We start from the raw sequence: 19,395 nt of genomic DNA, 5'->3' as shown, positions 1-19,395 counted from the left end.
GGGGGCGCCCCCCCCCCCCCCCGGGCCGCGCAACCCCGTTCGGCTCCCCGACTTTTATCACGGGCACCCCCCCCCCCCGCCCGCCAACCTCCACCTCATTTTTGGGTTGGGGGGGGCGGGGGCGGCGGGTTCACCCCCGCCCCCACCGGCGTATATCGAGTTGAGTCCTTACTGGAGGACGACCTCACCCTGGTTCAGGATCCGGGAGTGGAAGTACGCCGCCTGAATCTCGGCGTTGGTGTTGCTGCCGCGCAACTGCTCGGACCACACCATGAAGTACGCCCACCGCGTCTGGCTCGTCAGCAGCGAGGCGTTCGGCACCTTCCCCATCTCGGCGATTGCGATCGGTTTGCCGGCCGCGATCGTCTGCATCTGCTGGTAGTCGCCCGTCGACGGGTGACCCTTGTACCAGACGTCGAGCGACACCACGTCGACGTAGTTCGCACCCGGGTAGTAGCCCGACCATCCGCCGGCCGGGTTGTCCTGCACGTTCCACACCCAGATCAGGTTGGTCAGGCCCTGACTGTCGAAGTAGTCCTTCATCTGCTGGTAGATCTTCGCGCCGCCGTTCGCGCCGGACCGGCCGCCCCACCAGTTCCACGTCTCGTTCATCTCGTGGAACGGCCGCCACAGCACCGGCACCCCGGCGTCACGCAGCTGCCGCAGGTAGGGCACGACCTCGGCCATCCGGCTTCGCCACGTCTGGTTGAGCGCGGTGCCGCCGGTGACGATCTGCTGGAACTGGGTGTTCGAGATCTGCGTCTTCACGCCGCCCTCGAACTCACACGTCCGCCCGACCGTGGGGGAACACGCGTGCCAGGTCAGCGCCACCAGCGAGCCGTTGGCCCACTCCTGTTTGGCCTGATCCACCACACGCTGGCGGTTGTTGACGTCGTCGGCGCGGAACATCATGTCGCCGCCCCACAGGCCCGGCCACTGCCCGGTCACGTCGTACACCTGCCGGGTGTACTGGCCGGGGGAACTGGCCGGTTCCTTGTTGTGCTGACCGGAGACGATCTTGTTGCCGGTGATCGACCGCAGATAGTTGAGGACTGTCGTCTTGCTGGTCGCCGGGAAGGCGGTGGCGGGGACGGGGAGCAGAGCGGCGCCGAGCAGCAGCGCCGCGCCGATCGCCAGGGGGACTCGCACGGGGTGTTACCTCCTTCTTCTCTCGCGCTCTCCCTCGCGCGTCGGTTTCGCGGAGGGGCGTTCGCCTCGCGCCGTTGCTTTTGCGGAGGGGCGTTCGCCTCGCGCCGTTGCTTTTGCGGAGGGGCGTTCGCCTCGCGCCGTTGCTTTTGCGGAGGGGCGTTCGCCTCGCGCCTTTGCTTTTGCGGAGGGTCATTCGTGCCGTAGGGCCGACCAGAGGTCGGTCAGGACCCACGGCGCCTTGATCGAGCCCGGGTCGAGCTCGACAGGGGCCCGCACGGCGAAGACGGTGGACTCGCCGGGCAGCAGGGTGGTGAAGCCGCGATCGACGACGGCTTCCGGGTGGATGCGATCGGGTTGCAGCAGCAGGTCCCGGGCCAGTCCGGTGGCGTGCACCCGAACGTCCAGCCCACCGGGAACGACCTCGGCCGTGACGGTCAGCCCGGGATCACCGCCGAACACCATGTCCGCGGTGACCTGCCCGGTCGTATCGGGCTCTTCGTCGGCGGTGATCTGCCTCGCGGCATCGGACCGAGCCTCGTCGGCGAACCAGAGCGCCCGGGTTCCGTCCATCTCGGCGACGATCGGACCGCCGCCGTCTGGTGCCGGGTTTCGCTCGCCGCCGACCCTCGACGCATCGCCGCTGATGTCGTCCGGCACCGGGATCAGAGCGACCGAGCGCGGCGGTGCGGAGACCTCGACGCCGGCCTCGTTGATCTGGAGGATTCCGGTCCACGGCAGCGGGGAGTCGTTGAGGACCGCCACGACCAGGCCGTCGTCGCGGGGCTGGATGGTGAGGGCGCGTTCGGCGTACATCTCGCGCAGTGCGAAGTACAGCGGCTTGTGCCGGCCCGCGCCGTCGATCGCCGCCCACGACGTGACCGGCCACAGGTCGTTGAGCTGCCACAGGATGGTCCCGGCGGTGTGCGGCCAGAACGACCGCCAATGCTCCACGCCGGTACGCACCGCCCGCACCTGATTCAGCTGGGTCAGATAGTGCCAGGCCGCCACCCCGGACGGCGCCGGGAAGTGTGGCGCCAGACCGCGCGCGAGTTTGCCGTTGCCGTCCTCGGCCTTCTGGTGGTGCAGGACTCCCGGCGAGTCCGGCCGCATCGGCTCGTCGGAGACCGCGTCCCGCAGAGTGCGCCACGCCGGCGGCCCCTGCCAGCCGAACTCGGCCACGAATCGGGGCGCGCTGTCGCGGTAGTGCAGGTAGTCCTGCCGGTTCCACACCTCCCACGAGTGGAACGTCTGATGCGCCGGATCGTTCGGCTCCTGCTCCCACGACCCGGACCACGGACTGCCCGCCTGGTACGGCCGCGACGGATCCAACTCGGACACCAGTTCCGGCAGCAACGACAGGTAGTAGGCCTCGCCCCAGCTCTGGTCACCGCCCGGATCGTCGGCCCAGCCGTGTGCGCCACGCAGCCACAGGTTCTCGTTGTTGCCGTTCCAGGTGATCAGGCTCGGATGCGGGGACAGGCGGAGCACGTTGTCGCGGGCCTCGGCGAGCACTTCCGACCGGATCGGCTCCTCTTCCGGATAGCAGGCACAAGCGAACAGGAAGTCCTGCCAGACCATCAACCCGAGCTGGTCGCACAGTTCGTAGAAGTCGCGGTCCTCATAGATGCCGCCACCCCAGACCCGGATCAGGTTGACACCCGCCGAGACAGCTTCACGTAGCCGCAGTTCATAGCGTTCACGGGTCATCCGGGACGGGAAGATGTCGTCCGGGATCCAGTTGACGCCCTTGACCAGGACAGGTTCACCGTTGACGTGAACGACGAACCGCGTCCCCGCCTCATCTTGACTGGAATCAATGTTGACGCTACGGAAGCCGGTCAACTGTTGATAGCGGTCGAGTTCAGTGCCGTCGTCAACATCGGCCAAGACGATCGTCAACATGTACAGGGTCGGCTCGCCGTAGCCGACCGGGCTCCATGGCGTCACGCCATCCACGTCGACCTGTGCATTCAGGCCGGACTGGTCGGCGGGAACGTCGAGTGTCGCGATCTTGCGGTCGTCGATCCGGATCTCCGCGCGTAGCGTGCGGTCCCGGGTGCGCTCGATGTCGGCGATCAGGTCCAGCCGTCCGATGCCGTCGCTATACGTGGCGAGCGGCCGGACCGTGGCAAGCCGTGCGGTGCTCCATCCCTCAAGGCGGACCCCGCGCCAGATGCCGGCGGTGACGAGGGTCGGTCCCCAGTCCCAGCCGAAGCTGCACGCCATCTTGCGGATGAACTGGAACGGCTCCGGATATGCGTTCGGCCGTGGCCCGACCAGCGCCCGCACCCGCTCCGCCTCGGTATAGGCCGAGGTGAAGTGAACGCTCAGCATCCGTTCGTCGGTTTCCGGTCCGGCGGGCCGGTCGGTGGCTTGCTGGTGGGTGGTCAGGACGTCGCTCACGTCGAACTGGCGGGTGGTCAGGACCTCGGTCACGTCGAAGCGGTAGGCGCGGTGCATGTTTCGGGTCGACCCGATCGGTTTGCCGTCGATCTCGATGCGGGCGACCGTGTCCAAGCCGTCGAAGACCAGGTCGATACGGTCGTGGGCCGGGCCGTCCCAGTTGATCGGGCGGGAGTAGGTCCAGTCGGTGCGGCCCACCCAGGCGACCGTCAGTTCGTTGTCGTCGAGGAACGGGTCCGGGATCAGTCCGGCGGCGAGCAGGTCGGTGTGCACACATCCGGGCACCGTCGCTGGGTTGCCGGCCCCGACGACGTCGCGGACTGCGGCGTGTTCCGCGACGACGTCCGTGGTGGGGGCGTTCGCGGTGAGGGCGTCCGTGGTGAGGGCGTTCGCGGTGAGGGCGTCCGTGGTGGGAGCGGGCGGGACGGTGGCCGGGCTCGTGGAGCGCAGGGTCCACGTACCGGAGAGGGGTTTGATCACTTGGTTGCTCCCGCGGTTATGCCGTTGTAGATGAGCCGCTGCAGCAGGAGGAAGATCACGACCGTCGGGAGGATGACGATCATGGTGCAGGCGGCGATGGTCTCCCACTGCGCTCCGTACGGGCCCTTGAACCGGAACAGGGCTGTCGAGATCACCCCCAGATCGGGGGAGCGCAGATACAGGAACGGGATGTAGAACTCGTTGTAGATCGCGATTCCCTTGATGATGGCCACCGTCGCGATGGCCGGTTTCATCAGTGGCAGCACGATCCGCCGGTAGACGGTGAAGCGGGACGCGCCGTCGATCATCGCGGCCTGGTCGAGGCTCGGCGGAATGGACTGCATGAACTGGAGGAAGATGTAGACGGAGATGATGTCGGTGCCGAGGAACAGCACGATCGCCGAACCCGGCGTGTTGACCAGGCCCATCGATTTGACGATCTGATACGTCGCCACCTGGGTGGTCACCCCGGGAACCAGCGCGGCGACCAGGAACGACCCGAGAACGAGACGCTTGAACGGGAACTCGAACCGGTTGACGGCGTAGGCGGCCAGAGTGCCGACCAGGATCGTTCCGGTCAGCGAGACCGCCAGGATCACCGTGGTGTTCCAGAATCCGAGCAGCATCCGCCCCTCCGACCAGGCGGTGGCGAAATTGTCGAAGTTGAGCCAGTTCGACGGTGGGGTGAGTGGGCCGGTCGTGCTGTATTCGGCGCGGGTCTTGAACGCCGCGAAGAACACCACGGTCAGTGGCAGCAACACCACGATCGACATGGCTGCCAGCGACAGGTATTTGGCGAACGCCTTCACGTCAACTGCACCTCCTCGTCGGGGACGAGCCGGCGCTGCACCCAGGTCACGATGAGCACGACGATCAGCAGCACCACCGCCATCGCCGACGCGAGGCCGATCTGCCGGAACTGGAACGCCGTCTCGTAGGCCTGGACCACGAAGGTGCGGGTGCCGTTCGCGCCGCCGGTCATGATGAACGGGATCTCGAAGACCGACAGGCTCCCGGAGATCGCGAGAATGAACGAGAGGCTGATGATCCGGCGGATCCCGGGCACGATGATGTGCCGGAACTGGTGCCACCGCCCGGCCCCGTCGATTTCGGCGGCCTCGTAGATCTCGCCGGGAATCGACTGGATGGCCCCGAGGAACAGCACGAAACTCAGGCCGGTGAACCGCCACACCGACGTGCCGGCCAGCGAGATGTTCGCGACGTCCGGGTCACCGAGCCAGAACCGGGTGTGCTCGCCGAGACCGGCCCAGCCCAGCACCGTGTCGAGCGTTCCGCCGGGCTGGAAGAGATAGAGGAAGACGAAACCGACGGCGACGCCGTTGAGCAGGTACGGGAAGAACAGGATCCCTTTGAACAGGTTCCGGAAACGCGTCTCGAAGGACAGGATCACCGCGAAGTACAGGGCGATCGCGATCTGCACGAACGACGCCGCGAAGTAGTAGCCACTGACCAGGAAGACCCGCCAGTACCGTTCGTCGGTGAACACCCGCACGTAGTTGTCGAGTCCGGCCGGCTCCATCGTGACGTCCAGCCCGTCCCACGAGGTGAAGCTGTAGACCAGCATGTTTCCGACCGGCACATAGGTGAAGGTGATCAGCAGCCCGAGCGCCGGAAACAGGTAGAGCCACGGCATCCAGCGGCGTTGCCCGAGTGTCACTTCATGACCTGCGACTGTGCCTCGCTCCACCGCTTGTTCAGTTCGGCGAAGTAGGACTCCTTGTCGCCGTCGGCGGCGCCGCGTGCGATGTCGACGAGTTTCTGCCGGTAGATGTTTCCGGCCAGGTCGATTTCGGAGGCCTTGATGATCTGGTCCTCCTTGCCGCTGTTGGCAGCGGCGGCCGGAAGCTCCATCAACTCGACGCCGGTGGCCTGAAAGTCCTTGAGCACGGCCGGCAGTTCCTGGTCGACGGCCGTCGGAATGGCCTGCTGGTCGGCGGCGAACCCGGAGTTGGTGACGAACCATTCCAGCCAGGCCTTCGCGGTGGCCTTGTTCTTGCTGTTCCGGCTGACGGCGCCCTTGTAGTCGCCTTCGATGCGGGCGTGGAACTTCCCGTCGGTCTGGTACGGGAACGGCCAGAACACGATGTCGTCCGGATTGGCGCCGGCGGCTTTGGCGGCGTCCCGCATCTGCGGCACGGCCCACGATCCGAGCAGCATCGACGCGACCTTGCCGGTGCCGAGCATCGGCTTGGACCCCTCCCAGTTGGTGGTGAGCGGGTCGGGTTCGCTGAGTCTGCGGTTGACGATGTCGAAGAGCAGACCGTCGGTGATGTGCTGGATCTTTCCGGGCTGCCACGGATTCGCGTCGGCCGGGAACGTCTCGTTGGCGTCGGCTTTGCCGAGAACGGCGCGCTGGCTGTTCCAGAAGCTGAGCGGCCAGCCGTCCTTGTAGTTGGTGTAGAACGGGATGGCGTCGGTCTTCTCGTCGACGGCTGTCAACCCGGCCAGGAACTCCTCGGGTGTCTTCGGCGGCGCGGTGATCCCGGCCTGCGCCCAGACCCGTTTGTTGACCACGAAACCGTTGGCGACACCGCCGAGAGACAACCCGTATACCTTGCCGTCGTACGCCTTCTCGTCGGCGAACCGGTACCCGGCGCGGATCTCGTCGACCGTGCCGAGCGGCTCGAAGAACTGGCCGAGCTGGTCGACCGCGACCGTGTTGGGAATGAGCAGCACGTCGCCGTATTCACCGGAGCTGAGCTGGGTGGTGACGTCGCCTTCGTAGTTGGTGACCGGCTCGAACGTCACCCGTGTTCCGGGGTATTTCGCCTGGAACTTCTTCGCGTACTCGGGCAGGGCGGTGGTGGCCAGGTCGGTGCGGTTGGTCAGCACCGTGATGTCGCCGGTGATCTGCCCGGAGAAGTCGGCCGGCCCCTGCTCGGCAGCGCCGCCGGTGCAGCCGGTGGCCAGCGCCAGGACAGCCGCCGTACCGAACCCGAGGAATCGCCTTCTATTGGTCATCGCGCTCATCCGTTCGTCATCTGATCGACCCGAGCGGATGTGACGGCCGCCCGTTGAGGGCACAGCTTGGTGCCCCTGTTGCGGTCACGTCAAGGTTAAATTAATAATTTATATAGTCGGAGGGTGTGCGGGGAGCAGGCCGCGGACCAGGGTCAGGAGGTGGGGGATTGGGTGCTCGAACGCACCACCATGTGGGCCGGCGACGCCTGGTAGACCTCGGCCGGCGCGCCGGCCATCGCGGCCAGCACCGCCTGCGCGGCCAGCTCGCCGATCCGCTCCACGTCGTGGCTCATCGCCGACAGCGCCGGCACCGCGAGCTGGCACTGCGGGGAGTCGTCCCACGCGACCACGGACAGGTCGGCCGGCACCTTCAGCCCGCATTCAGCGGCGGCTTCCAGCCCGGCGAGCGCCATCACGTCGTTGTCGAAGACGATCGCCGTCGGCCGTACGGGACGGGCGGTCAGGAGTTCGAGGGCGGCGGCGCGGCCTCCGTCGTACGAATAATCGCCCTCGGCCACCAGCAGCGTGATGCCGCGGTCGACCGCCTCGGCCTGCAACCCGCCGCGCCGCAGTTGGGTGTGCGCGAACGCCGGCGGCCCGGTGACGTGCCCGGCCACCCGATGCCCGAGCCCGGCCAGATAGCCGACCGCCTCCCGGGCGAATCCGGCGTCGTCGGTCCACACCGTCGGCAGCCCCTGCGCGGTCGACGGATCGCCGAGCACCACCGCCGGCAGCCCGAGCCGCGCGACCAGCCCGACCCGCTCGTCGTCGGGCCCGAGGTCGACCAGCACCACCCCGTCGACGCGGGCCTGCGCGGCCCACCGCTCGTAGGTCGCGGTCTCGGCCGCCCGGTCGGTCACCACCTGCACCAGCACCGACACCCCGGCCGGCGCCAGCACCCGCTCCAGACCCTCGAGGAACTCGTGGTAGTAGGGCTCCTCGCCGAGCACCTGCGCCGCGCGCTCCAGCACCAGACCGACCCGCCGGGACGCCTTGGGCACCGATTCCTCCAGGTAGGGTGTCGCTGTCGGCACGAGACTCGGAGACACTACCTCGATGGCACGTCGCGAAACGCCCGCCGCCGGACCGGGCAGCCGGGCCCTCGTCGTCGACGTCATCCGCTCGGCGGCCGCGATCAGCCGGGTCGAGCTCGCCGACCTGACCGGGCTCACCCAGCCGTCGATCTCCAACATCGTCCGCGACCTGATCGCCGACGGGATCATCCACGAGGTGGGTTCGGCCGACTCGATCCGGGGCAAGCCGCGCAAGCTGATCTCGATCAAGCAGGCCTTCCGGTTCGGGATCGGGTTCCACCTCGGGCCGGACACGGTCACCTGCGTCGCCGTCGACCTGACCGGCGGCGTCGTCGGGCGTGAGGTGGTGCCACGGCAGCCGGCCGACCGGCTGGCCGGCCAGTTCGACGACTTCACGGCCGGACTCGACCTGCCCCGCGACCGGGTCGAGGGGCTTGCGATCGTGGCGCCCACGCCGTACCCGGGCGGGCCGGAAGCCTTTGATCTGCACGCCCTGCGGACCGAGCTGGCGGATCGGCTGGGGCTGCCGGTGCTGGTGGAGAACGACGCGGCGGCGGCCGCGCTCGGCGAGTTCTGGAGCCGGCGGGTCTCCCGGGAGCAGGCGTTCGGGTGCGTCTACCTGGCCGGTGGCATCGGGGCCGGGCTCGTCTTCGGCGGGGCGCTGTTCCGGGGGGCGAGCTTCGACGCGGGCGAGCTCGGGCACATGTCGATCGACTACGACGGGCTGCCCTGCCCGTGCGGCAACCGGGGCTGCGTCGAGCGTTACGCGTCGATGGCGGCGGTGGTCGACGCGGCCCGCTCCGACGGCCGGATCCGGCTCGATCCGGCGGCGACGGTCTCCAGCGCGTACGACACGGTGGCGCGCGCTGCCGTACACGGGGATGCCGTCGCCTTTGATCTGCTCGATCGAGCCGCCGGGCATCTCGCGGTCGCCGTCACCTCGATGGTCAACCTGCTCGACCTGGGGCGGGTCGTGCTGACCGGCCCCGGTGTCGCCCTGGCCGGGGCCATCCACGCCCGCCGGTTGCGCGCCCATCTGGACCGCACCGCGCACGCCCGCCAGCGGCACCCGGTCGTGGTCGAGCTGTCCGCGCAGCCGCGGGACGCCGCGGCCATCGGCGCGGCCGCCCTCGTGGTCCAGGCGGCGGTCGCGCCCGGCCACACCAACACGCCGCCGGCCGATGTCAGATCGAGATCAATAAGGACGTGACGTGGGCGGTACGGGGCACTACCGTGCGTCCGTGCACAACCCGGTCCCGCCTGATCCCTCGCAGCAGCCTCCGTCGTACTTTCCGCCGCCTTACACCCCCAGCGACGTGCCGCCGCCCTACGGGGCGCCCGCCCCGCCGCCTTACGGAGCGCCGCAGCCTTACGGGGCGCCTGGCCCGTACCAGCAGTTCCCGGGTTATCCGCCGCCGATGCCCAGCCCCGGGCCGAACGGACTCGCGATCGGCGCGTTCGTCGCCAGCATCTGCGGTGGTCCGGTCCTCGGCACGCTGCTCGGTTTCGGGCTCGGCATCGCCGCGCTGGTCCAGATCCGGCGGCGGCCGCAGAAGGGGTCCGGGTTCGCCATCGCGGCCCTGGTCATCTCCAGCATCACCCTGGTGCTGACGATCGTGGTCGCCACCGGTGCGGTCCTCGGCGAGCTGCGCAACCGGATCGACGGCATCGAGACCGTCGAGGCCACCGAGCTCAAGGCCGGCGACTGCATCAGCGAGATCGACGAGTCGACCACCGTCTACGACATGCCGGTGGTGCCGTGCACCCAGTCGCACAAGGCCGAGGTCTACCACGTCTTCGAGTTCCCGGCCGGCGCGTTCCCCGGCCTGAAGGCCGTCGAGGACGAGAGCGACGAGCGATGCGGTACGGCGTTCGAGCCGTACGACACCGAGGAGAACTCGGACCTGGAGATCTACTACCTGTACCCGGAGGACGAGGTCGGCTGGAAACTGGACCGCAGTGTGCAGTGCATCGCCGCAGCGCCTGTCACACCCCGTACCACCTCGCTGGTGAAGTGAATCGGAGGCCAGGGCCGGAGTCGAACCGGAGCGCCCGAAGGACCCGTTTTGCAGACGGGCGGCCCCACCGGGGACCCACCGAGGCCGTGAAACGCGTGCGGGAGGCGGGATTCGAACCCGCTCAGCTATGCAACCGGTTTACAGCCGGTCCCGACTCTCCAGCGTCGGCGCTCCCGCGTGTGGTGACTCACCGCTCTCTCGCCAGGATTCGAACCTGAATTTCCCGGTCCAGAGCCGGGCGTCCTGCCAGTTGGACGACAAGAGAATGAGCAGGGGTGACAGGAATCGAACCTGCAACCTTCGGATTTGGAAGCCGCTGCGCTACCGAATTGCGCCACACCCCTAAGTGTGAAATGAAAAAAGCCGCCATCCCGAAACCGGGAGGCGGCGTGGAAGCCGGGCGCTAGCTGCGCCTCCCGATGGGGCCGGGGTAGTAACACTGCTGCCAGCAGAACATCGGGACCCTCCTCCATCGGTGCGGCTTGCTTCGTTGAGGGAGACATTAATGCGGTCGATCGGCCGCGACAAACCATTTTTTGACCTGCGGGTTTCTGGACTTGCCGGTCCATTTTCGGCGAGGCACCGTCGGGGCCATGAACGACTACTACCTGCTCGGCCGGTCCGGGCTCCGGGTCAGCCGGCTCGCTCTCGGCACCATGAACTTCGGCGTCGATGGCTTCCACGCCGCCTATGGAAAGTCCGAGGAGGAGGCCGAGGCGATCTTCCGGCGGTACGTGGAATCCGGTGGCAACCTCATCGACACCGCGGACTTCTACACCGCGGGGGAGAGCGAGCGGATCCTCGGCCGGCTGATCGCCCGCAGTGGTCAGCGGGACCGGCTTGTGCTGACCAGCAAGTTCACCAACAGCATCGACCCGGCCGACCCGAACGCCGGCGGCAATGGGCGCAAACACATGATCCGCGCGCTGGACGAGTCACTGCGCCGGCTCGGCACCGACCATCTCGATCTCTATCTGCTGCACACCTGGGACCGGATCACGCCGATCGAGGAGGTGGTGCGGACGTTCGACGACCTGGTCCGGGCCGGGAAGATCAGGTACGCCGGGCTGTCCGATGTGCCGGCCTGGTACGCGGCCCGGGCCCAGAGCCTGGCCGAGGCGAACGGGCTCACCCCGATGGTGACCGTGCAACTGCCGTACTCCCTGGTGGACCGGGCGATCGAACCGGAGTTCGTGCCGATGGCGCAGACCCTCGGGATGGGGCTGACCGTGTGGAGCCCGGTCGCCGGCGGCCTGCTGACCGGCAAGTACCGGCGGACCGCGGACGGATTGGGCGGCGAGGGGCGGCTCGCCGGTGCGACCCGGATCAGCGACCGGGAGTGGCAGGTCGTCGACGCGCTGGAGAAGGTCGCCGCCGGGCTGGGCCGAAGCATGGCGCAGGTCGCGGTCAACTGGGTGGTCACCCAGCCGGCCGTCGCGTCGGCGGTGGTCGGCACCAGCAGCCGATGCTCGGCGACCTGACGTCGTGGGACGCGTGGGACCGCTGGCGCGAGCGGGTGATCGAACGCTACCGGGCGCAGGGCACCGACTGCCCGCTCAGCATCGTGATGGGGCACACCGGGCGCCGGTCGGCGGCTGCCCAGTCGGTGGTGGACGGGTTGATGAGCCGGTGGCAGGCCGCGCTGGCCGACGGCATCCACCACATGCAGGCGGCCGGGGAGATGTCCGCCGAGCTGGACTCCGACCGGGCGGCGGCCGGGCTGCTCGCGGGGATCCAGGGTGGGGTGCTGTTGCTGCTGGCCTCTGGCCGTACCGATCATCTCGAATCTGCTCTTGATCTTGGATTTAGCGCACTGCGGGGTTCCTCGACAGATCGCCGGTGATGGCCTGGACCGCCTCCAGGGTCAGGCCGGCGGCCGTCCGCAGTTCGGTGACCGCGACCACCGCGGTGTCCAGGTCGCCGGCGCGGGCGGCCTGCTCGACCCGATCGGCGACGTCGGCCAGGTCCTGCGCGCCGAGATTGCCGGCCGCGCCCTTGAGCTGGTGGGCGGCGTTGCGCAGGGCGGTCGTGTCGTCCATCGCGAGAGCCTGGAAGGCGTCCTCGACCAGGGTCGGCACCTGGGCGGTCAGGCGCTGGAGCAGGCCGGTGAGCGCGGCGTCGTCGAGGTTCGGCGCGGCGGCCCGCAGCAGGGCCAGGCGCTGCTCGATCTGGTGGCGCGCCGCGGGCTCGGGCACGGCTGGGCGTTCGGCGGCACAACGTCGCAGGGCGTCGGCGATGTCCTGCGGCATGACCGGCTTGGCCACGTGGTCGTCCATGCCGGCGTCCAGGCAGCGGGCCCGGTCCTCGGGCATGGCGCCGGCCGTCATCGCGATGATCGGGACGTGCTCGCCGGACCTCTCCTGGCGGCGGATCTCGGCGGTCGCGGTGTACCCGTCCATCTCCGGCATCAGGCAGTCCATGAAGATGGCCAGGTAGTCGTGGGTGGCGGCCATCGAGACGGCGACCCGGCCGTCGGGCGCGACGTCGGCGCTGTAACCGAGCCGGGCCAGGATGCCGAGGGCGACGGTCTGGTTGATCGCGTTGTCCTCGACGAGCAGCACATGGCCCTGCTTCTCCAGGCTGCCCGGCATGTCGTCGAGGGTGTGCTCGGTGGCCGGCGCGACCACGTCGACGAGCAGGTCGTACAGCTGTGACTGGCGGATCGGTTTGAGCAGGGCATGCCCGCCGCCGGCCGGCGGCGGGCTGCCGGGGGCGGTGATCGGGACGATCTTCGGTGGCGGGGTGATGCCGGCCTCGGCCAGGGTGGCGGTCATGCCGGTGTCGCAGAGAGCCAGGTCGAACGGCCGGCCGGCGGTCGCCGCGCGGATCAGCAGGCGGGCGGCGGTGGCGCCGTCCTCGGCGGAAACCGCGGACATCGACCAGGCGCCGAGCTTGTCGAGCAGTTCACGGCGTTCGTCGTCGTCGGCGGTGACGACGAGGACCCGCACACCCTCCAGGACGGGATGATGCATGGGAGTGGCGTCCTCCGGTGGGCTCAGCGGAACGGTGAAGGCGAAGGTGCTGCCCTGACCGGGCCGGCTGGTGACGGTGATGGCGCCGCCCAGGACGGCGACCAGTTCCTGGCAGATGGCCAGGCCGAGCCCGGTGCCGCCGAAACGGCGGGTGGTGCTGGCGTCGGCCTGGGTGAACGGCTCGAACAGTTGGCGCTGCTTGTCCTGGTCGATTCCGATGCCGGTGTCGGTGACCGCGAACCGCACCGGGACCTCCGGGCCGGCGGCGTCGGTGACCGGCGACGCGGTGACCTCGATCCGCCCCTGCTCGGTGAACTTGACGGCATTGCCGAGCAGGTTGAGCAGCACCTGCCGCAGTTTCCCGGCGTCGCCGCTGACCGGCTGGGACAGGCGCGAGTCGCAGCGGGCGACCACGTCGAGGTCACGGCCCCCGGTGGTGTCGGCGACCAGGGCGACGACCTCGTCGAGCAGCCGCCACACCTCGAAGTCGATGCGTTCGGGCAGCACCTTGCCGGCTTCGAGTTTGGAGAAGTCGAGGATGTCGTTGATCACCGACAGCAGGCCGATCCCGGCGTTGCGGATGCCCTCGGCGTACCGGTGCTGGGTGTCGTCGAGTGTGGTGTCCAGCAGCAGCCCGCTCAGGCCGATGACGCCGTTCATCGGGGTCCGGATCTCATGGCTCATCGAGGCCAGGAACTGCGACTTCAGCCGGGCCATTTCAATCGCCTGGTCACGGGCCTGTTCGAGAGCGATCTCGGTCTGCCGGCGGGCGGTGATGTCGCGGCCGAAGGCGTGGAAGGTGGTACGGCCGTCGCGCTCGGTCCGCCACAGGGTCAGCTCGATCGGCACCTCGGCGCCGTCGCAGCGCAGCGCGTACATCTCGGTGGGCCGGTCGAGGAGCCAGTCCCACCGGCCGTCGAGGACCCGGTCCAGGCCGTCGGCGTAGCGGACCGGCACGACCATGTCGAGGATCGGGCGGCCCACGACCTCGTGCCGCTGCCAGCCGGAGAGCCGTTCGGCCTGGCCGTTGAACTCGGTGATCCGCCCGCGGGCGTCGATGCTGACGAACGGGTCGCTGGCCGCCGTCATGATCATCTGGAACTGTTCGCGTTCCACCCGCAGCCGCTGCTCGGCCTCGACCGACGCGGTGATGTCGTGCGAGATGGTGGAGGCGCCGATGATGGCGCCGGCCGGGTCACGCAGCGGGCCCATGCTCAGCGACACGTAGATGGTCTGGCCGTCCTGGCGTACCCGCTGGGTCTCGTGGTGCAGGATCATCTCGCCGCGCCGGACCCGGGCCAGCATGTTCTGCTCCTCGCCGGGCCGGTCCGACGGCAGCAGGACGGTGACGTCCCGCCCGATCATCTCGGCGGCGGTGTAGCCGTAGAGCCGTTCGGCCCCCGGGTTCCAGGTCAGGATGACGCCGTCCAGGTCCTTGCTGACGATCGCGTCGTTGGACGCGTCGACGATCGCGGCGAGCTGCGCGTCGGTGCGCGCCTGAGCGAGCCGGTCGGTGATGTCCTGGACGGCGGCGAAGACCACGGTGCCGTTGTCGCCGTCGACGGTGGCCAGGCTGACCTCGACCGGGATCTCGACACCGTCCTTGCGGACCGCGGACAGCCGCATCCCGTGGCCGATCCGCTGCGGCGACGGGTTCGCGTTGTACTCCCGGCGGTGCGCGATGTGCCGGGCCCGCAGCCCCACCGGCACCAGCGTCTCGACGGTGGCGCCGATCAGCTCGTGCCGCTCGTACTGGAAGACCTGTAGCGCACGATTGTTGGCCAGCACGATGCGGCCCTCGGCGTTGACGCAGAGCATCGCCTCCGGCGAGGCGTCGAGCAGGCCCTTGAACTTGCTCTCGGCGATGCGTACCTCGGTGATCTCGGTGATGGCGTTGCAGATCGCGATCGTCTTCCCCTCGCCGTCGAGCATCGGGAAGATCGAGGTCACGAAGGTACGGCTGCCGACCTCGTCCTCGTAGGTCATGGCCTCGCCGCGATCCAGCACGGCCCGGTCCCGCCGGACTATCTCGGCCATCTCCTCGGGCGAGTGCAGATCGTGGTCGGCCAGCCCGAGGACCTTCCCCTCGCCCAGATCGTGCAGCTTCTCGAAGGCGGTGGACGCGAGCAGGTAACGGCCGTCCAGCCCTTTGACCGAGAACGCGGTGGGCGTGTGGTGCAGGATGTTGCCCATCTCCTGACGCTGGCGCAGCTCCCGCTGGGCGGCGGCGTCGGTGGCCTCCATCCGGGCGCCGGTGAACAGCCCGATGACGGTCACCAGGGTGACGTTGGCCGCGACCATCAGCGAGAACCGGGTCGACAGTGAGTACAGGCCGGCCTCCTGTCCGGCGATCAGCACCAGGCCGATCAGCGGCAGGGCGAGCAGCGCCGAACCGGCCAGCCGCCGGGTGAGCACCGCGCTGACCGACTGGTCGAAGAGCAGCCGGCCCATGCCCGAGTCACGGCAGTCGGCCAGCGTGGCCAGGGCGAGCAGGAACATGGTGGCGGCCAGCGCGAGGAGCTTCGGGTCGGTGGCGCCGAAGAGCACGGCGTAACAGTCGACGATGGTGAGGGCGCACGCGGCGAGCGCGAGGCACTGGCTGGTGAACCGCATCCAGGGCCGGGGCCGGGCAGCCAGCAGCAGCGCCTGCGCGCAGGCGAGCGGCAGCAGGGCGATCGCGCCGTCCGGGCTGTAGGGCACGGCGGCCATTGTGAGCAGCGGAAACAGCAGCGCGATGCGGCGTGGCCAGGGCCGGGTGAGCCGGCCGACGGCGATCATCGCCGCGCCCGCCGAGGTCAAACCCCATCCACCGGTGAAGAACCCGAGAATCAGGGCGAGTGCTCCGGCTGCGACCTGGTACATCGCAGGCGTACGCCGTGCAGCGAACGGAGGCATTTCTTTGAGTTACCACTTTCAAGGTGCTTTGAGAGGAAGATTCTGAATAGCGTTACTTACGAGGAGGCCGTCATGGCAACCGTTCTGGTCGTCGACGACGTCGCCGAGAATCGCGACCTCGTGACCATGCTGCTCAGCTGCCGTGGCCACGAGGTTCTCGAAGCGAGCGACGGGGTCGACGCGCTGGACGTGGTGCGCGCCCAGCATCCGGACATCGTGGTCTCGGACGTGCTGATGCCCGGTATCGACGGCCTGGAACTGGTCCACCGGCTGCGCTCCGACGAGGACCCGGTGACCGCCAGCTCGCCGGTCATCTTCTACACCGCCAACTACCTGGAACCGGAGACCCGGCCGATCGCCGACGCGTGCGGGGTGTCCCGGGTCGTGCTGCGCGGCGCCGACCCACGGGAACTGCTCGACGCGGTCGACGAGGTGCTCGCCGCCGGCCCGGTCGACGTCAGCGTCGGCTCAGCGGCCGACTTCGCCCGGGTGCACAGCAAGGCGGTCAGCGCCAAGCTGGTCGAGAAGGACCGCGCCCTGCGGCACCGGGAACGGCAGTTCGAGGCGATGGCCACCGTGTCGCCGGTCGGGATCGCCATGCTCAACGCGGACGGCGACGCGACCTATGTGAATCCCCGGCTCGCCGAAATCACCGGGCAGCCGGAGAAGCGCCTGAGCGGCAGCGGCTGGCTCATCTGCCTGGACCCGGCCGTTCGCGGCGAGGCGGTCCAGGCGGTCCGCCACACCACCGCGACACCTGTCGAGCACCGGTACCGGACCCACCTGATCCGCGAGGACCTGTCCGACAGGTGGCTGCGGGTACACCTGCGGCCGTTCCCGGACAGCGGCAGCGGGATGGCCGGCGCGGTCGTGATGGTTGACGACATCTCCGACCTGGCGGCGGCCGAGAACCGGATCGAGCACGAGGCCCGGCAGCGGCAGGAGGAGGCAGCCGGTCACGACGCCGAACGCCTGGACAGCCTGCGCCGGATGGCCGGCGGCATCGCCCACGACTTCAACAACCTGCTCGGCTCGATGCTCGGGTTCACCCAGCTGGTCAGCGACACGATCACCGACGAGACCGAGCACGGCGGGATCGCGAAGGCGGCCGCCGACACCATGCTGGAAGACCTGCGGCAGGTGACCCAGGGCGGCCGCCGGGCCACCAAACTGACCGAGCAACTGCTGGCGTTCGGCCGCCGGGAGATCAACGAGCCGGTCGTCGTCGACCTCAAGGCGTTCATCACCGCGTTCGCCGGTGAGCTGACCGGCGAGCACGTCGGTGTCACCGTGTGGCTGTCCGACGACACGCCGTCGGCCCGGATCGACCGGCGCGGGCTGGACCGCTTGCTGCACATCCTGCTGCGCAACGCCGGCGAGGCGATGCCGGACGGCGGGGTGGTCACCATCAGCGCAGTGCACGATCCGGTACGTGGCATGGCGGTGATCGAGGTGGCCGACACCGGCGGCGGGATGACCCCCGAGGTGCAGCGCCGCGCGTTCGAGCCGTTCTTCTCCACAAAACAGGACGTGCGCACGGCCGGGCTCGGCCTGTCGACGGCACACGGGATCGTCACCCAGGCAGGCGGCGAGATAACCATCGATTCAAAACGCGGATCCGGTACGACCGTGCAGGTGCGCCTGCCGGGCGTGGCGACGGCGGTGCCCGGGGAGCAGCCGAACGTACCGCCGTCCGAGTCCCGGGCGGCGCGGGCCGGGGAGACCACGGTGCTGCTCGTCGACGACGACGAGCCGCTGCGCAAAGCGGCCGAACGCTTCATCGCCAAGGCCGGCTACCGGGTGCTGACCGCCGGTGACGGGCTGGCCGCGCTGGCGCTGGCCGAGGCGCACCCCGGGCCGATCCACTGCCTGGTCACCGACGTGGTGATGCCGGAGATGGACGGCCGGCAGCTCGCCCACCACCTGATCAGCGCACGCCCACAGCTGAAGGTCATCTTCATCTCCGGGTTCGCCGAGGCGCTGATCGCCGAAGACGGCACCGCCTTGGAGCCGGACGGCACGATCATCGCGAAGCCGTTCACCGCCGCCGAGTTACGGGAGGCGCTGAGCGCGGTCCTGACAGCCGCCCCAGACGCCGACCGCCCCCTCCACCACTAGCACCCACCCAGGCCACCCACCCAAGCCACCCACCCGCGCCACTTGCCCGTTCGCCCATGCCGCTGGTTCGCCCGCGCCGCTGGTTCGCCCGCGCCGCTGGTTCGCCCGCGCCGCTGGTTCGCCCGCGCCGTCGGTTCGTCCGCGCCGCTTGCCCGTGGCGCTTGCCTGCGCCGTCCGCTCGCCTGCGCCACCCGCTCGCACGCGCGCCTGCGGCGATCTTGGGGAGTTCGGCGGGACACTCGAGTTTCGCCATTTGGGCAGCGACATTACAGGTCAGGGCCACAGCCGAAGTGAGTCTTGCATTCGTCCTGGTCAGTGTCATCCCCACGAACTCCGCAAGATCACCGTGAGGTCCTTATGGCCCTGGACGGCCGTCCAGAGCCGATACCGGGAGCGGGCTGCCGAGGCCGGGTCTGCCGACCACAGTGATGGTCAGCGCACACGTTCGCCCGGCTGCAGCGATGGTCAGCGCACACGTTCGCCGATCGTGTGCGTCTGCTTCGCTCTGACGGGGACGGGAGCACACGTTGTGCCGTCCGTGTGCGCCTGTCGTCGTTCCGGCGAGGATGGAATCGCACATTGCCGGATTGTGTGCGCTGGTCGTCGTCGCGCGTCGGCGACCCGTGCTGGCCGAACACCGGCGACCGCGTCTGGCCGCGCGCTGGCGACCGGGCCGGGCCGAGCGCCGCCGACCGCATCCAGCGGAAGGCCGACGACCAAGGGTTGCGACCGATCCCCGGTGCGCCGTCGCCCATCCGATCCCCAAGTGGCGAAACTTGAGGGCGGGACGGGTGTGCCCGAACTTCACAAATCTTCCGGGGCGCTTCGCGCCTGCCCGGGGTGGGGGAAACGGCTGTGGTCAGGCGTCATCGCGCCCTTACGCCCCGCGAGATCGGGCGAGCCTCGCGTCATGGCCACAGTCACCTGCAGCTTCGCACGGGTCGGGCTTTGCTTTCTATCCAGATCGGCTGGGTGAGCCGCCGGCGCGGCGCCGTGCGTCGCTCGCCTGCGTCGATCTTGTGGAGCCCGGCGTTGATGGGAAGCTCCTTCAAAGCTTTCGCCGTATCCACGGCCGTTCCTCATGCCGAGCGATGATTTCGCGCTCGCCCTTCGTGCTGTCGCGCTGGTCACGCATGCGACCGGGACGCCGGGCCGAGGCGGGAATGTCGTGCTCGCAGAGGATTCGGCCCCCGGCCAGCCGTGTAGATCTTGCATGGTTCTCCACATTCGCGGCGATCTTGCACGATTATTCGGCTCTCCGGGTGGATGTGTGGGTTAGGTGCGGCCTGGTAGGTCGATGTTGTAGCCGCCGAGGTGGAGTTTGGCGAGGGCGATGAGGGCGTG

Annotated in this window: 12 protein-coding genes and 3 tRNA genes; 5 read left to right on the top strand and 10 right to left on the bottom strand. The window is 69.0% G+C overall.

Going from position 1 to position 19,395, the window contains the following annotated elements:
- Positions 1 to 168 precede the first annotated feature (168 nt).
- The 6 genes from AB0E94_RS50410 to AB0E94_RS50385 form a co-directional block, all read right to left on the bottom strand.
- The gene (locus tag AB0E94_RS50410) at positions 169 to 1,149 is read right to left on the bottom strand and encodes a glycosyl hydrolase (RefSeq protein ID WP_360343278.1); all 981 of its coding nucleotides are present in this window, start codon (positions 1,147 to 1,149) and stop codon (positions 169 to 171) included.
- Positions 1,150 to 1,338: 189 nt separating this feature from the next.
- Positions 1,339 to 4,032, bottom strand: a complete 2,694-nt coding sequence (locus AB0E94_RS50405) for a glycoside hydrolase family 2 protein (RefSeq protein ID WP_360343275.1) — start codon at positions 4,030 to 4,032, stop codon at positions 1,339 to 1,341.
- Positions 4,029 to 4,841 carry a carbohydrate ABC transporter permease gene (locus AB0E94_RS50400; RefSeq protein WP_360343272.1) on the bottom strand — a complete coding sequence of 271 codons (813 nt, stop codon included), beginning with the start codon at positions 4,839 to 4,841 and terminating at the stop codon, positions 4,029 to 4,031. The genes AB0E94_RS50405 and AB0E94_RS50400 overlap by 4 nt, the downstream gene beginning before the upstream one ends.
- Positions 4,838 to 5,710, bottom strand: coding sequence for a sugar ABC transporter permease (locus tag AB0E94_RS50395; protein ID WP_360343269.1), 873 nt, complete (start codon positions 5,708 to 5,710; stop codon positions 4,838 to 4,840). Before AB0E94_RS50395 ends, AB0E94_RS50400 begins: the two co-directional genes overlap by 4 nt.
- The gene (locus tag AB0E94_RS50390) at positions 5,707 to 7,014 is read right to left on the bottom strand and encodes an ABC transporter substrate-binding protein (protein WP_360343266.1); all 1,308 of its coding nucleotides are present in this window, start codon (positions 7,012 to 7,014) and stop codon (positions 5,707 to 5,709) included. Before AB0E94_RS50390 ends, AB0E94_RS50395 begins: the two co-directional genes overlap by 4 nt.
- Before the next feature lie 152 nt (positions 7,015 to 7,166).
- A complete protein-coding gene (locus AB0E94_RS50385) occupies positions 7,167 to 8,048 on the bottom strand; it encodes a substrate-binding domain-containing protein (protein ID WP_360343263.1) in 882 nt (293 codons plus the stop codon).
- Positions 8,049 to 8,070: 22 nt separating this feature from the next.
- Between AB0E94_RS50385 and AB0E94_RS50380 the strand changes: the two genes are divergently transcribed.
- On the top strand, positions 8,071 to 9,258 hold the full coding sequence (locus AB0E94_RS50380) for an ROK family transcriptional regulator (protein ID WP_360343260.1): 1,188 nt from the start codon (positions 8,071 to 8,073) through the stop codon (positions 9,256 to 9,258).
- A 31-nt stretch (positions 9,259 to 9,289) separates the two neighbouring features.
- The gene (locus tag AB0E94_RS50375; protein WP_360343257.1) at positions 9,290 to 10,066 is read left to right on the top strand and encodes a DUF4190 domain-containing protein; all 777 of its coding nucleotides are present in this window, start codon (positions 9,290 to 9,292) and stop codon (positions 10,064 to 10,066) included.
- Between the two features lie 96 nt (positions 10,067 to 10,162).
- On the opposite strand, the gene AB0E94_RS50370 is transcribed toward AB0E94_RS50375, so the two are convergent.
- From AB0E94_RS50370 to AB0E94_RS50360, 3 genes are all read right to left on the bottom strand, one after another.
- Positions 10,163 to 10,243: transfer RNA gene (locus AB0E94_RS50370), tRNA-Tyr, on the bottom strand.
- Between the two features lie 16 nt (positions 10,244 to 10,259).
- A tRNA-Gln gene (locus AB0E94_RS50365) sits at positions 10,260 to 10,331 on the bottom strand.
- 5 nt (positions 10,332 to 10,336) lie between these two features.
- Positions 10,337 to 10,410: transfer RNA gene (locus AB0E94_RS50360), tRNA-Trp, on the bottom strand.
- 249 nt (positions 10,411 to 10,659) lie between these two features.
- Between AB0E94_RS50360 and AB0E94_RS50355 the strand changes: the two genes are divergently transcribed.
- On the top strand, positions 10,660 to 11,547 hold the full coding sequence (locus AB0E94_RS50355) for an aldo/keto reductase (protein WP_360343254.1): 888 nt from the start codon (positions 10,660 to 10,662) through the stop codon (positions 11,545 to 11,547).
- A complete protein-coding gene (locus AB0E94_RS50350; RefSeq protein ID WP_360343251.1) occupies positions 11,532 to 11,909 on the top strand; it encodes a hypothetical protein in 378 nt (125 codons plus the stop codon). Before AB0E94_RS50355 ends, AB0E94_RS50350 begins: the two co-directional genes overlap by 16 nt.
- Here AB0E94_RS50350 and AB0E94_RS50345 read toward each other — a convergent pair.
- Positions 11,872 to 15,933, bottom strand: a complete 4,062-nt coding sequence (locus tag AB0E94_RS50345; protein ID WP_360343248.1) for a PAS domain S-box protein — start codon at positions 15,931 to 15,933, stop codon at positions 11,872 to 11,874. The genes AB0E94_RS50350 and AB0E94_RS50345 overlap by 38 nt on opposite strands.
- A gap of 72 nt (positions 15,934 to 16,005) precedes the next feature.
- Between AB0E94_RS50345 and AB0E94_RS50340 the strand changes: the two genes are divergently transcribed.
- Positions 16,006 to 18,051 (top strand): response regulator, encoded by a 2,046-nt coding sequence (locus AB0E94_RS50340; RefSeq protein WP_360343245.1) that lies wholly within the window; start codon positions 16,006 to 16,008, stop codon positions 18,049 to 18,051.
- The last annotated feature ends 1,344 nt before the right edge of the window (positions 18,052 to 19,395 follow it).

Origin of the sequence: Actinoplanes sp. NPDC026670 (assembly GCF_040638175.1) — a bacterium.
GTDB lineage: Bacteria > Actinomycetota > Actinomycetes > Mycobacteriales > Micromonosporaceae > Actinoplanes.
This window is presented reverse-complemented; position numbering and strand designations above follow the sequence as displayed.